This window comes from Pseudoalteromonas sp. BSi20429 (assembly GCF_000238895.1).
Lineage (GTDB): Bacteria > Pseudomonadota > Gammaproteobacteria > Enterobacterales > Alteromonadaceae > Pseudoalteromonas > Pseudoalteromonas arctica.
The window spans coordinates 26,403-38,715 of the sequence record NZ_BADV01000008.1; the positions used below are offsets into that span (position 1 = coordinate 26,403).

Sequence of the window (12,313 nt, forward strand, 5' to 3'; positions counted from 1 at the left end):
CAGTACCCATTAAAGGTAGTGGGCTTTTTACTATCCTAGTAACCTCTTGTAAATGCGCTTTAGCGTGCTCCTTTCTACATCTACCTCAAATGTATTGCCATAAAATCTTAGTTAAGTAATGGTTACACTATAATAATTAGGAGCTAATAGATGCTAAAAACACCTTTGAAAGTCACAACAACGTTACTCAAATTTACTGCAATTGCAGGCGCTTGCACACTTGCATTATCAGCACATGGTGAAACGCAATTACAATATACCGACCAACAAAAGTTACACGATATAGCAAGTGAAGTGTCGGCTACCCGTATCGGTAGTGACATTCAAACGCTGGTGGATTTTGGTACTCGCCATACGCTTTCAGAAACTAAATCGGATACGCGAGGTATTGGTGCGGCTAGGCGTTGGATAAAAAAAGAATTTGAAAAAATATCTGTGCAGTGTGGTGGTTGTCTGGAAATTATTGAAGTAAAGGACACTATATCGGGCGAAAAACGCATTCCTAATCCTGTTGAAGTGGTTAACATAGTGGCTATTCAACGTGGGTCGAGCGAGCCGAATCGCATGGTGATGATGTCGGGTGATATAGATTCACGTGTAAGTGATGTTATGGACTTTACGAGTGATTCACCGGGTGCTAACGATAATGCATCGGGCGTGGCAGGAGTAATAGAAGCAGCTCGTGTTTTAAGTAAATACAAATTTAATGGTTCGGTAGTTTACGCGGCGCTTTCGGGCGAAGAGCAAGGTTTGTTTGGCGGTAAAATATTAACGGCTTATGCACAAAAGCATAACTGGCAAGTTCATGGCGTTTTAAACAACGATATGATTGGCAATATTACCGGTATTAATGGGGTAACTAATAACACGACTGCACGTATATTTTCAGAAGGTACCCGTGTTGTAGAAACAAAAGAGCAAGCTAATACTCGGCGCTTTACAGGTGGTGAAGTCGATTCTGCGAGTCGTAATTTAGCTCGCTACATAGATACTATTGCTGACAGATACATTCCTAATTTAGATACAATGCTTGTATATCGATTAGATAGATTTGGCCGTGGTGGGCATCATCGTCCATTTAATGATGCAGGTTTTGCAGCGGTGCGTATTATGGAAACTAACGAGCACTACGATCGTCAGCATCAAGATTTACGCACTGAAAATGGTGTTGAGTATGGCGATACCATTGAAGGTGTTGATTTTGATTATACGGCTAAGTTAACTTCACTTAATGCGGTAACGATGGCGTCTATGGCGTGGGCACCCGCACCGCCAAAAGAAGTTAAAATAAAGGGCGCTGTTACAGCTGATACGTCGTTTTCATGGCAACAAAGCAGTGATGAAAATATTGCTGGCTATAAAATTTATTGGCGTTACACGAGCGAGCCGCAATGGCAGTTTAGTAAATACGTTGGTAAGGTTTCACAGTACACACTTAAAAACGTAGTGATTGATAATTATTACTTTGGTGTAGCCTCTGTTAGTAAAGACGGTATTGAGTCTCCAGTAGTTTTTCCGGGCGATGTAGGTTCGTTTGATCACAATATAAAATAATAGTTTGGCTAAAAACACAGCAAACAGAGCGCTTTAAGGTGCAAATGACCGTTTTATACTTGCACCTTATTTACTAAGCCCTTAGAGTGTTAAAAAAGAAGTAAAAGGTTATTAAAAATGCAACAACAAGAAAAAAAGCCGTTAACAGCAAAAGAGCAAGTTATAACTGATGAGCAAAGAATGCAGTGGCAACGCGAATGTTTTCAAGCAGCGCAAAAACATTTAGCCGAAAAGGGCATTATGCCAAAATCAGTAGTTGATAAAGACAGCCGATTTTTAGCACCACTTTGTGCAATGTGGAAATTTAAAGCGCAAAACGGTAAAACATATTGGGTAGTAACAGGGCGCTTACCTACAGATCATGCTGAAGTAAGTGCAGCTACAGATGCTCGCGATGCAATGCGTTATTTTTCTTTGCAGTGGCAACTAAAAGCGGATCAAATTATGAGTACAGGCGCGCGTGATAAAACGCAGGTAGATTTTGCTAACTTACTTATAAATAGAGCACATGGCTTGTACGAAATGTATGATAATGAACCGCTGTGGGCAAATGAACCAAAGTAACTACAGTTTGGGTTAAGTAACAATGTAGAGGGTGATAGCTTATTTATTGCCCTTTTCTTTATCTAATGGACAAGTGTGAAGGGGGTTGTATTAAACGCTGAAACAGGGCATTGCATACGTTGCCTTGGAATTCCCGCCTCCATAAAAACATTTCCTTGCTGAATAAAGCCATTTCGCTTAAAACGCTCTACCTCATTTAAAATACAATTAATGCTAACTTCTTCTATACCTTGGTTTGACGCTAATTCAACAATAAAGTTGAGAAGCGATTTATATACTTTGCGATTACGGTGCTCGGGTAATACAGCTATTCTGCCGATTAAGCCATCTGTACACAGCCGACCTGTTGCAATAGGGCAGTTTGCATCGTCTGTAACAAGTACATGTGATGCAATTTTATCTAGGCTATCAAATTCGATGTGCTTGGGGATATGTAACTCGTAAACAAAAACTCGCTCTCGAATTTTTTGTAGCATATCTTTTTTTATATCCCATTCAACCTTATCAACCAGATAGCCCATTGCAAACTCCTATTGATAGCCAATTAAAATGAGTAAGCAATCACAGCAAAATTATTTAAGCCAATATCAGGTGAAAATTAAAATTTTTAACTAACCTGTATACATAATATTTTACGCTGCAAAATGCTCACCATTATTAATAAAATTGGTATTATTACTCTTGGTCTATATTAAACCAAAGCCCCTCATTAACAAGTGTAGTAAAAGTTTGAGTAAAAACTAAACTTGGATTTGTTAAATTTAATGCTGAACTTTCAAATTCAGTATTATCGGTAAGTAGTTTTACCGCCGCTAAGTCAGTTAATGGCATAGCGTAATTTTCACCGTTTACACTTAATAACACTTCGGTATCGAGTTGCTGATAAATAGCACGCGTGCCACCTAAACGCTCAAACACAGTTTCTTCATCACTTAAATCATCGCTTATTTGCTCAGGTGTAAATGGAGGTTCTACTGGTGCTAAATCCATTTCATGTTTGGGCTGACTAAGCGTTGAGCCTAACCATTGTTTAAATAAATCGTCATTTTCTAAAAGTGCCGCCATCAGTGTTTTAACTTTATCAACTTCAAGGTTTGTAAGTTCACCTTTTGATTTTCTTAGTGTGATGTTGTGATCGGTATAACGTTTTTGTCCGCTTTCGGTATCAATAATATGATCGGCAAAGCTCGACAATAAATCTTGTTGATTTGGCGCTCTAAAACCAACTGAATAATTTAGTGCGTTTTCTACAGCGTAACCTTCGTGAGGGCACCCAGGTGGAATATACAAAATATCGCCTGGTTCTAATATGCAATCAATTACGGCTTCAAAAGGTTCAACTTGCAGTAATTTTTTGTTTTGAGCAAACTGCTTAAGTGTTGGGTCGGGTAAGCCTACACGCCAATGACGTTTACCTTCGCCTTGAATAATAAATACGTCGTATTGGTCTAAATGTGGACCAACACCACCATTAGGCGTTGAATAGCTGATCATTAAATCATCTATGCGCCAGTTGGGAATAAACCTAAAAGGTTCTAGCAGTTGTGCAGCATCGCTATGCCAGTGATCAACTGCTTGCACGAGTAAAGTGGAGTGATCGTCGGTTAACTGCTCAAAGTCTTCAAATGGACCTTGGTGCGTTTGCCAATCATTTTTATGATTGGTGATAATACGTGACTCTATGCTTTCTTCCATTGCTAGGCCGGCAAGTTCATTAGCATCAAGCGGGTCTTGAAAATTAGCAAAACCTTGTTTGATTAAAAGCGGCTTTTTTTGCCAAAAATGGCTTAAAAACTCTTGCTCAGACAAATTATTTATTTTTAATTGATACATACATTATGCCTACTGGTTAGTGCAATGGGGTTAAAACAAAAAAAGCGAAAGGATGATCCTTTCGCTTTTTAAAAGAGCAATTTAGTTTTTAAACTAAATCATCAATAAACTCAACAGCACGACCAATGTAATTAGCAGGTGTTAGTTTTTTCATTTCTACTTTAGCGTGCTCTGGAAGGTCTAAACCATCGATGAAGTCCGCCATTATTTCTTTGTTTACACGTTTACCGCGTGTTAAATCTTTAAGTTTTTCGTATGGTTTTTCAATGCCATATTTACGCATAACCGTTTGAATCGGCTCGGCTAGTAATTCCCAGTTTTGATCAAGCTCGTCAGCTAAACGTTGCTCGTTTACTTCAAGCTTACTTACACCTTTAAGCGTTGATTGGTATGCAATAATTGCATAACCCATACCTACACCTAGGTTACGTAATACGGTTGAATCAGTAAGATCACGCTGCCAGCGAGAAACGGGTAATTTTTGTGCAAGATGAGCAAAAATAGCATTTGCTAAGCCTAAGTTACCTTCTGAGTTTTCAAAATCAATTGGGTTAACTTTATGTGGCATTGTTGATGAGCCAATTTCGCCAGCAATTGTTTTTTGCTTAAAGTGATTAAGGGCAATGTAACCCCACATGTCACGGTCGAAATCTAACAATATAGTGTTAAAACGTGCAATTGCGTCAAATAATTCTGCAATATAGTCATGCGGTTCAATTTGTGTAGTAAATGGGTTTAGTGTTAAGCCTAAACTTGATACAAATTTATCTGCATGTGTATGCCAGTCGTAATCTGGGTATGCGCTAAGGTGAGCGTTGTAGTTACCAACAGCACCATTAACTTTACCTAGCATCTCTACTTGTGCAATTTGCTCGCGTTGACGCTTTAAGCGCATATATACGTTAGCAAACTCTTTACCCATAGTTGATGGTGTAGCAGGTTGTCCGTGCGTACGAGTCATCATTGGGATTGTTTTGTATTCAATTGCTTTAGCTTTAATTGCGCTTAAAAGTTCATCGCAATAAGGAAGTAAAACATTTTTACGCGCTTCGCTTAGCATTAAACCATGAGATAGATTGTTAATATCTTCTGAAGTACAAGCAAAGTGAATAAATTCGTTTATTGCATGAAGCTCACTGTTATCGGCTACTTTTTCTTTTAGTAGGTATTCAACCGCTTTAACATCGTGATTTGTAGTGCGTTCTATATCTTTAACGCGTTGTGCATCAGCTTCACTGAAGTTATCTACAATGGCGTTTAGAAGTGCATTAGCTTCTTCGCTAAATGCAGGTACTTCTTTAATATCGCTTGCTGCAGCTAACGCTTGCAACCAACGCACTTCAACAATTACGCGGTATTTGATTAAGCCAAATTCGCTGAAAATACTGCGTAGTTCAGTGGTTTTGCTGCCGTAGCGACCATCCACTGGAGAGATAGCCGTTAACGCTGAAAGCTCCATAATAACTCCTAAATTTTAGTTTGAACGATAGTTAAATTTTTGTTTTAGCAATGGCGAGTATTTTTCTTTTTGCAAAGAAAAAGTGACGGCGTTTACCGCCCATTTGTCGCCATAATACTGCACTTCTAATGCCGGCGAGTAATAACGCACGGATTTTATTTTGAGTGAGCTGCTGTTTTAATAACTCGGGTTTACCATAAACCTGTATTCGGTGCCCAAGGGGGCTCAGCACCGACGAGTATATATCTGCTAAACCGGCAACAACGCTCTCATCGGTAATAGCAAAGTGGTCTAAACGACGATGAATATCATCAATTCGTTTACCTAATTCGTTTAAGCTTTTGTCGTTTGCACTTAGTGCTCGCTCAAGCTGCATTAAACCACCTACGTACTTTACAATTTCAACATCTTTTTGAGCGCCTGCGGTTAGCTGCGCCATTAATGTTTTGTAACCATCACGTAAGTTGTCAGTACCTTGGTAAACATCTTCTGGCGATGCCGGAGATGTTTGAATAATACTTGAAAGTAAGATTTCTAAATCATGTTCGTTATTGTTGCCGTACTGGGCAATTTTTTGAACTTGTTTAGCAGCCTGGCACATGGCGGCAAGCGCCATGACTTGGTGTTCATTCATTACTTAATCACCGAATCAATAATACCGCCACCTAAACAGATATCTTCTGCGTAAAATACGGCAGATTGACCAGGCGTCACTGCTTTTTGTGGCTCGTCGAACAATACGCGGGCCATGCCGTCTTCACCTACAAGTAAAGTACAGCTTAAGTCTTCTTGGCGGTAACGCGTTTTTACTGTGCAGCGAGTTGTGCCTTTAGGGCCAATACGGTCTACCCAGTGAAGTTGGTTTGCGTTAAGACCGTTGCTGTATAGGCGAGGGTGATCTTTACCTTGGCCCACAATAAGTACATTTCGCTCAAGGTCTTTATCTACTACGTACCAAGGCTCACCAGAACCTTCTTTCATACCACCAATTAACAAGCCTTTGCGTTGTCCAAGTGTGTGGTACATTAAGCCTTCGTGCTCACCTACGTTATTACCGTCAGTGTCTTCGATAACGCCAGGTTGTGCTGGTAAGAACTTTTGTAAAAAGTCTTTAAATTTACGCTCACCAATAAAGCAGATACCGGTACTGTCTTTTTTATCGTGAGTGATTAGGTCTTGTTCTTCTGCTATGCGGCGTACTTCTGGTTTTTCGATATCGCCTACAGGGAATAACGTTTGGCCAATATGTTCATGGCTTAGAGTATATAAGAAGTAGCTTTGATCTTTATTGTTATCAAGTCCGCGACACATTACGTATTTGTCATCGCGAAGCTCACGGCGAACATAGTGACCCGTTGCAATAAAGTCAGCACCGAGTGCTTGAGCAGCAAATTCTAAAAAGGCTTTAAATTTAATTTCTTTGTTACACATTATATCTGGGTTAGGTGTACGACCTGCTTTGTACTCAGCTAAAAAGTACTCAAATACGTTGTCCCAGTATTCTGCTGCAAAGTTAACAGTGTGAAGCTCAATACCTAACTTATCACACACTGCTTGTGCATCTTTTAAGTCATCAGCAGCAGCACAGTATTCATCATTGTCGTCTTCTTCCCAGTTCTTCATAAACAGGCCTTCTACTTGGTAGCCCTGTTGTTGTAATAAATATGCAGATACAGAAGAATCAACACCGCCGGACATGCCAACAATGACTTTAATGTGACTATTTTCGCTCATGAATAATTTCGCTTATACAGATTGCTGTTAACTTGGAAAGGCCGCGATTATAGCATGTATTTTGTTTGTGCTTAAAGAGACTAAGGGCTCAAAGAGGGGAATTAGTCAGTATTTTATTTATATAACAAATAGCAAACTAGACTTAAGCGGGTTATCAGGCTGTAACTTTAGTAATATTAAAGTGATCTTTACTAATGAATTAAGATTATAGAATAATTTATGTAGTTATTGAGTTTTATTAATAGTATTTTCTTTTAAAACTACTAGAGTAAATATACACTTAATAAAATAAAAATAGTGGTGAGTATATGAATGTAAACCACTTTAAGTCGCTTGATATATAGTCAATGGAATGAATATATGAATTACGCCTATCAAATAAACAAGATAAATTCTTTAGTTGAACACTACACAAACGAATCTGATTTTGTGGATAGTGAATTACTCTCCAGTAAAACGACAGAGTTTAAAAAGTCAGCCTATCACCTTTTTTATGAGTTAATAAAACTCAAAAAACCTCACATTTTCCAAGAACCAAACCATGTACATGAGTTATTTAGTTTAATTAAGGGCTCAACTGCTAAAAAGAACATTGAGCTAAAGGTGCTTGAGCATGTAGAGCACTGGTGGCTTGAATGGTATTTTGCTTTAGAAATGGACGAAAAGCTTAGTATTGAAAAAAGTGATATGCCAATGAGTTACTTACCTCAAAGTACGCTCAACCCTATGCGCAAACATGAGATAAGTCATTACGCTAGATTATTTACCGTTTTGCCAATGCCGGTATGTAATGTGTGTGCCAAAACGGGTGATATTTTAAAAGTTAATCAACGCTTTGTAGATGTTTTTGGTTATACAGTAGAGGATGTACCTAATCTTAAATCGTGGTGGGAAAAAGCGTATCCAGATCCGCAATATAGAGCACTTGTAAAAGATCTGTGGCAAGACTCACTTGAAAAGGCGCTGAATAATAATAACGATATACCCGCAAATAACTATCGAGTTTCATGTCGTGATGGTTCACAAGTGATGATGGAAATTTCAGGGATTGATATAGGCGAAGAGTTTTTAGCTGTTTTTAATGATGCTACAGAGCGTTTAGAAGCAGAGGATATACTTAGGGATATGGCCTTTTTGGATGCATTAACCAAGATTGCAAATAGGCGTCGGTTTGATGAAAAACTAACGCATGAGTACGAACGAGCAAAAGAATGCGAAGGCATGCTATCGATGATTATTATCGATATTGACCATTTTAAACAATTTAATGACCGGTATGGGCATGTAGCGGGCGATACGTGTTTATATGATGTGGCTCAAACAATTGCTTCAACGGTTAGTCGCCCAGAAGATTTTGTTGCTCGCTATGGGGGAGAGGAGTTTGTTGTTTTATTACCTCAAACCGATAGGCAAGGGGCGTTGTTTATAGCTGAGCAAATACAAAAAGCCGTAGAAAACTTAGCTATTGCGCACCAGGATAGCTTTACCGGATTTTTATCTATAAGTATGGGTATTAATACCATCAGTGACTATACAAATAGTGATGAAATCAGCTTTGTAAAAGCCGCTGATAACGCCCTATATTATGCTAAAAAACAAGGGCGTAACTGTATAGCGCTAAGCTCCGAGTAAATAAAATAGAGTTAATTATTTTATTTAAGCTACTCCCCAATATAGCTAATTATAAATAGTTTCTAGGCTTAATACTGGTCGATTCAGGCTGTCGTTAATACACTTCAATACTAAAGGACTTCTAAGCGGTAGTGATTTTGTTTGCTCTAATGTATACCAGTTAGCGCTGATAATGTCGGTATCTATTGGCGTTGGCGCTTTTATATTATCAGGCGCTTCAAATAAAAAGCAGAATCGTAAATAGTGCACTCCATTTTCGGCATGCAAATTATACACACCTAAAAAGCCGACTGGCTCAAGCGCTAAGCCTGTTTCTTCAAGTAGTTCTCTGCTTGCAGCTTGTGCAAGTGTCTCATTTTGCTCTAAATGACCCGCAGGTTGATTGTAACAAACCTGCTGTGTAAATTTATCGCGCTCTTTTACAAGTAAAAACTCATTTTGCTTTTTTACTATTGCCGCAACTGTTACATGCGGTTTATGCATCAACTACACCCTTAATTACTTTGTATTCACCACAATTAATATCATCTAACGTATAGTTGCCAATACTGTAGCGAATAAGGCGAAGTGTAGGGTGGCCAATATGCGCGGTCATTCGACGAACCTGTCTGTTTTTACCTTCATTAATTGTAATACTTAGCCAAGTGGTAGGGATTGCTTTTCGCTCGCGTACAGGCGGATTACGCGTCCAAATTGTAGGTTCATCAATTATTTTAACGTTAGCGGGGAGTGTAAGCCCGTCTTTAAGTTCTACGCCATTGCATAAATCATTAATTGATTCACTCGTTGGTTCACCCTCAACTTGTGCCCAGTAGGTTTTATTCGTCTTTTTATCAGGTGCCGTTAGGGTGTTTTGCAATTTTCCACAGTTTGTTAAAAGTAATAAACCTTCACTGTCTCTGTCTAATCTTCCTGCTGCGTAAACTTCTTTAATAGGTATAAATTCAGCGAGAGTTTTTCTGTCTGCGTCATCCGTAAATTGGCATAGCACGTCAAACGGCTTGTTGAATAACACAATTTTTCTGTCTTTAGATGCTATTTGCGGCTTTATTTCTCTTTTACCAGATGGCGTTTTGTTAAGTGCACTGCGTGAATAAGTACGGCCTGTACTTCTTTTTGGCTTGGATTCAGTTACTTGATTATTGCCTGATTTAGATCTCATTATATGCACCTAGCTGGTTTTGGTAATCCGGCGATTTTTGTTGCTTGCTTAGCAGGGCCTTTAGGGAATAATTTATATAAATAAAGGCTGTTTCCTTTGTCTTCACCGAGTGCTTTAGCCATTGCTTTTACAAGCATCCGAATTGCTGGACTGGTGTTATATTCAATATAAAAATCACGAACAAAGTTAATTACTTCCCAGTGTTGAACGCTAAGGGTAATGTTTTCTTGGATAGCAATTACAGGTGCAAGCTCCTTTGACCACAAAGTATGGTCAAGCAAGTAGCCTTGTTTGTCAGTTTCAATCTGTTGGTTGTTAAATTCAAGCATGAGTTACCACGTAATTGATTGATTAGTTGATAAAGTGAGTGCTACAAAGTCTTCATAGCTAATGGCTTTATCGTTATCTGTTAATTTTATTGCACGTACTTGCGCGTCTTGTTCAAGTATTAACAGTGTATCTGCAAATTGCCTAAATTGTTTTTTTGCAAAGCAGGCATCACCAACAAGTAGCACGTTATCGTCTGATAAAATTAAGTTCTCTAGCTGATTTGCCGAATAATAGTTAAGCGGCTTAGAAAAAATATGTAATGTACTCATAAATTCACCACATGTTGCTGCGCTTTAATTAATGTTTGTTGTTGGCTAAAGTTAAGAGCTTTTGCCTCTATGAGTAAATCATGTTTATTTAAACCATAATCAAGCAATGACTTTTCACACACGTAGATGTTTTCAACATCATAGATTTCGAGTGTTTTAATATTTTTAAAAAAATCTTTTAAGCCAATATTGTTTGGTTGTTGATGTTTTTTTAAAGCCAAAACGGCAGGGCCGCTAAACAACCAACTTACATTTTGGTCAACGGCAGCAAATATCAATGTCATATCAAGTGCATCACGAATATTTAAATCGTCAAATGGACTGCACTGACTCATTACTAATACGTTTATCATTTAAATTGCACCCATTTATCAGCGTCGCTTGCAAGCATTGCAAATTCAGCTAACCCTGCGACTGCAAATACACCTGTGTTTTTAATATCTAACCCGCGTTTTTCAGCGGCGGTAACACACAGCATTAAATTTAGTTTTTGATCGGCGAGTTGCTGCCAAAGTGCTGAAATTTGAAGTTCGTCTGAGGATAAATCAAAGTGGGTGGATGCATGATAAATACCTTGCTGGTATAAAAAAATAGCATCAATGGTGTGCCCTTGGGCTAAACATGCATTCGCAAACTTAACAATGCGTTGCGTTGTATCGTGATCGGATGGTGGTGTATGTAATGAAAGAACAAAACGTGACAAAACAATTCCAATAAAAAAGCCCCAATTAAGGGGCTATTTTAACAGAACTATTTAATTAGTCATCACTTGCGCCAAGTAGAGCAAGTAAAGACGTAAATAAGTTATATACGCTTAGGTATAAAGACACTGTTGCGCGAATGTAGTTGGTTTCGCCGCCGTTAATGATTCGGCTTGTATCGAATAAAATCAAGCCAGACATGATCAATACAACTGCCGCATTAAGCACCATAAACATAAGTGAACTGCCAACAAAAATATTAACAATGCTAGCTACAATCACAACGATTAAGCCAACCGTTAAAAAGCCACCCATGAATGAGAAGTCTTTTTTAGTGTTCAGTGCATAAGCAGATAAACCAAAAAAGATAAGCGCCGTAGAACCTAACGCTTGCATAATAAGCATTGGGCCATTAGGCATTGCAGCATAATGGTTAAGCAATGGACCTAAGCCTGCCCCCATTAAACCTGTGAAAGCAAACACCCAAAATACACCAGATGCTGTATCTGCTTTTTTATTTACAACAAATAATAAACCGAACGAAACAAGTGTAAACACAATTCCCATAAAGTAAGGTAATTGTAGTGCCATTGAAATACCGGCTGTAACAGCACTGAATGCAAGTGTCATAGCTAGTAAAAAGTAGGTGTTTTTAAGTACCTTGTTTGTTTCAATGGTAGACATTACCGGTTTCGCGGTATTGTACGATTGATTAAACGCCATTGTAGAGCTCCTTTAAGTGAAACGTGTGTGTTTCGATAATTTAACTAAAATTAGATTACCAACTCTTATATGTTTGGGCAAACCTTTGTAGATCAATAGAGTTAAATATTTAAATAAAAGAGTATTGACGGCTAAATTAAAAACACTTTGTTCTAACTTTAGACAAATTAATTGTTTTTTAAGCACTTAAACAATTAATTAAAAAAAAAGCTTCACAAAAGGGATGGTTTTCCCTATTATGCAGGCCGTGCGGAGAGATGGCAGAGTGGTCGAATGCACCGGTCTTGAAAACCGGCATGGGTTTATAGCCCATCTAGGGTTCAAATCCCTATCTCTCCACCACTTATTTAAT

General features: G+C 38.4%; 15 protein-coding genes and 1 tRNA gene. 4 read left to right on the top strand and 12 right to left on the bottom strand.

Features of this window, described 5'->3' with window-relative positions; all coding sequences use genetic code 11:
- Window positions 1-150: 150 nt before the first annotated feature.
- Both P20429_RS17880 and P20429_RS17875 read left to right on the top strand, forming a co-directional pair.
- Entirely contained in the window at window positions 151-1,554 is a 1,404-nt protein-coding gene (locus P20429_RS17880) for a M28 family peptidase (RefSeq protein ID WP_007580191.1), read from the top strand.
- 117 nt (window positions 1,555-1,671) lie between these two features.
- Complete coding sequence (locus P20429_RS17875; protein ID WP_007580192.1) at window positions 1,672-2,118, top strand: DUF4826 family protein; 447 nt, start codon at window positions 1,672-1,674, stop codon at window positions 2,116-2,118.
- Window positions 2,119-2,180: 62 nt separating this feature from the next.
- Here P20429_RS17875 and P20429_RS17870 read toward each other — a convergent pair whose 3' ends face one another.
- The 5 genes from P20429_RS17870 to mnmA form a co-directional block, all read right to left on the bottom strand.
- Entirely contained in the window at window positions 2,181-2,639 is a 459-nt protein-coding gene (locus P20429_RS17870; RefSeq protein ID WP_007580194.1) for a GNAT family N-acetyltransferase, read from the bottom strand.
- Between the two features lie 154 nt (window positions 2,640-2,793).
- Window positions 2,794-3,951, bottom strand: a complete 1,158-nt coding sequence (locus P20429_RS17865) for a cupin domain-containing protein (RefSeq protein WP_007580196.1) — start codon at window positions 3,949-3,951, stop codon at window positions 2,794-2,796.
- Between the two features lie 88 nt (window positions 3,952-4,039).
- Window positions 4,040-5,410, bottom strand: coding sequence for an adenylosuccinate lyase (purB, locus tag P20429_RS17860; protein WP_007580199.1), 1,371 nt, complete (start codon window positions 5,408-5,410; stop codon window positions 4,040-4,042).
- A gap of 31 nt (window positions 5,411-5,441) precedes the next feature.
- Window positions 5,442-6,044: a high frequency lysogenization protein HflD gene (gene hflD, locus P20429_RS17855; RefSeq protein WP_024589171.1), complete on the bottom strand. Its 603-nt coding sequence runs from the start codon at window positions 6,042-6,044 to the stop codon at window positions 5,442-5,444.
- A complete protein-coding gene (gene mnmA / locus P20429_RS17850) occupies window positions 6,044-7,144 on the bottom strand; it encodes a tRNA 2-thiouridine(34) synthase MnmA (protein ID WP_007580201.1) in 1,101 nt (366 codons plus the stop codon). The genes hflD and mnmA overlap by 1 nt, the downstream gene beginning before the upstream one ends.
- 360 nt (window positions 7,145-7,504) lie before the next feature.
- Between mnmA and P20429_RS17845 the strand changes: the two genes are divergently transcribed.
- Window positions 7,505-8,776, top strand: coding sequence for a diguanylate cyclase (locus P20429_RS17845; protein ID WP_007580202.1), 1,272 nt, complete (start codon window positions 7,505-7,507; stop codon window positions 8,774-8,776).
- 45 nt (window positions 8,777-8,821) lie between these two features.
- Here the strand turns inward: P20429_RS17845 and P20429_RS17840 are convergent, their stop codons facing one another.
- Genes P20429_RS17840 through P20429_RS17810 form a run of 7 tightly spaced genes read right to left on the bottom strand, consistent with a single transcriptional unit; the run spans window position 8,822 to window position 11,961 of the window.
- Window positions 8,822-9,259, bottom strand: coding sequence for an NUDIX domain-containing protein (locus P20429_RS17840; protein WP_007580203.1), 438 nt, complete (start codon window positions 9,257-9,259; stop codon window positions 8,822-8,824).
- Window positions 9,252-9,938: a pseudouridine synthase gene (locus P20429_RS17835; protein ID WP_007580204.1), complete on the bottom strand. Its 687-nt coding sequence runs from the start codon at window positions 9,936-9,938 to the stop codon at window positions 9,252-9,254. The genes P20429_RS17840 and P20429_RS17835 overlap by 8 nt, the downstream gene beginning before the upstream one ends.
- The gene (locus P20429_RS17830) at window positions 9,938-10,267 is read right to left on the bottom strand and encodes a TusE/DsrC/DsvC family sulfur relay protein (protein WP_007580207.1); all 330 of its coding nucleotides are present in this window, start codon (window positions 10,265-10,267) and stop codon (window positions 9,938-9,940) included. The genes P20429_RS17835 and P20429_RS17830 overlap by 1 nt, the downstream gene beginning before the upstream one ends.
- Window positions 10,268-10,270: 3 nt before the next feature.
- Window positions 10,271-10,537: a DsrH/TusB family sulfur metabolism protein gene (locus P20429_RS17825; protein WP_007580209.1), complete on the bottom strand. Its 267-nt coding sequence runs from the start codon at window positions 10,535-10,537 to the stop codon at window positions 10,271-10,273.
- The gene (gene tusC, locus P20429_RS17820) at window positions 10,534-10,890 is read right to left on the bottom strand and encodes a sulfurtransferase complex subunit TusC (RefSeq protein WP_007580210.1); all 357 of its coding nucleotides are present in this window, start codon (window positions 10,888-10,890) and stop codon (window positions 10,534-10,536) included. The genes P20429_RS17825 and tusC overlap by 4 nt, the downstream gene beginning before the upstream one ends.
- Complete coding sequence (tusD, locus tag P20429_RS17815; protein WP_007580212.1) at window positions 10,887-11,240, bottom strand: sulfurtransferase complex subunit TusD; 354 nt, start codon at window positions 11,238-11,240, stop codon at window positions 10,887-10,889. The genes tusC and tusD overlap by 4 nt, the downstream gene beginning before the upstream one ends.
- A gap of 55 nt (window positions 11,241-11,295) precedes the next feature.
- Complete coding sequence (locus tag P20429_RS17810) at window positions 11,296-11,961, bottom strand: Bax inhibitor-1/YccA family protein (protein WP_007580214.1); 666 nt, start codon at window positions 11,959-11,961, stop codon at window positions 11,296-11,298.
- Window positions 11,962-12,212: 251 nt separating this feature from the next.
- Between P20429_RS17810 and P20429_RS17805 the strand changes: the two genes are divergently transcribed.
- Window positions 12,213-12,303, top strand: a tRNA-Ser gene (locus P20429_RS17805).
- Window positions 12,304-12,313 lie beyond the last annotated feature (10 nt).

Bases quoted from the DNA above. Each gene is read 5' to 3' on its own strand.
- mnmA (WP_007580201.1), bottom strand. From the start codon at position 7,144: ATGAGCGAAAATAGTCACATTAAAGTCATTGTTGGCATGTCCGGCGGT.
- P20429_RS17845 (WP_007580202.1), top strand. From the start codon at position 7,505: ATGAATTACGCCTATCAAATAAACAAGATAAATTCTTTAGTTGAACAC.
- tusC (WP_007580210.1), bottom strand. From the start codon at position 10,890: ATGATAAACGTATTAGTAATGAGTCAGTGCAGTCCATTTGACGATTTA.
- P20429_RS17810 (WP_007580214.1), bottom strand. From the start codon at position 11,961: ATGGCGTTTAATCAATCGTACAATACCGCGAAACCGGTAATGTCTACC.
- P20429_RS17875 (WP_007580192.1), top strand. From the start codon at position 1,672: ATGCAACAACAAGAAAAAAAGCCGTTAACAGCAAAAGAGCAAGTTATA.
- hflD (WP_024589171.1), bottom strand. From the start codon at position 6,044: ATGAATGAACACCAAGTCATGGCGCTTGCCGCCATGTGCCAGGCTGCT.
- P20429_RS17865 (WP_007580196.1), bottom strand. From the start codon at position 3,951: ATGTATCAATTAAAAATAAATAATTTGTCTGAGCAAGAGTTTTTAAGC.
- P20429_RS17835 (WP_007580204.1), bottom strand. From the start codon at position 9,938: ATGAGATCTAAATCAGGCAATAATCAAGTAACTGAATCCAAGCCAAAA.
- P20429_RS17880 (WP_007580191.1), top strand. From the start codon at position 151: ATGCTAAAAACACCTTTGAAAGTCACAACAACGTTACTCAAATTTACT.
- P20429_RS17840 (WP_007580203.1), bottom strand. From the start codon at position 9,259: ATGCATAAACCGCATGTAACAGTTGCGGCAATAGTAAAAAAGCAAAAT.
- P20429_RS17870 (WP_007580194.1), bottom strand. From the start codon at position 2,639: ATGGGCTATCTGGTTGATAAGGTTGAATGGGATATAAAAAAAGATATG.
- P20429_RS17825 (WP_007580209.1), bottom strand. From the start codon at position 10,537: ATGAGTACATTACATATTTTTTCTAAGCCGCTTAACTATTATTCGGCA.
- purB (WP_007580199.1), bottom strand. From the start codon at position 5,410: ATGGAGCTTTCAGCGTTAACGGCTATCTCTCCAGTGGATGGTCGCTAC.
- P20429_RS17830 (WP_007580207.1), bottom strand. From the start codon at position 10,267: ATGCTTGAATTTAACAACCAACAGATTGAAACTGACAAACAAGGCTAC.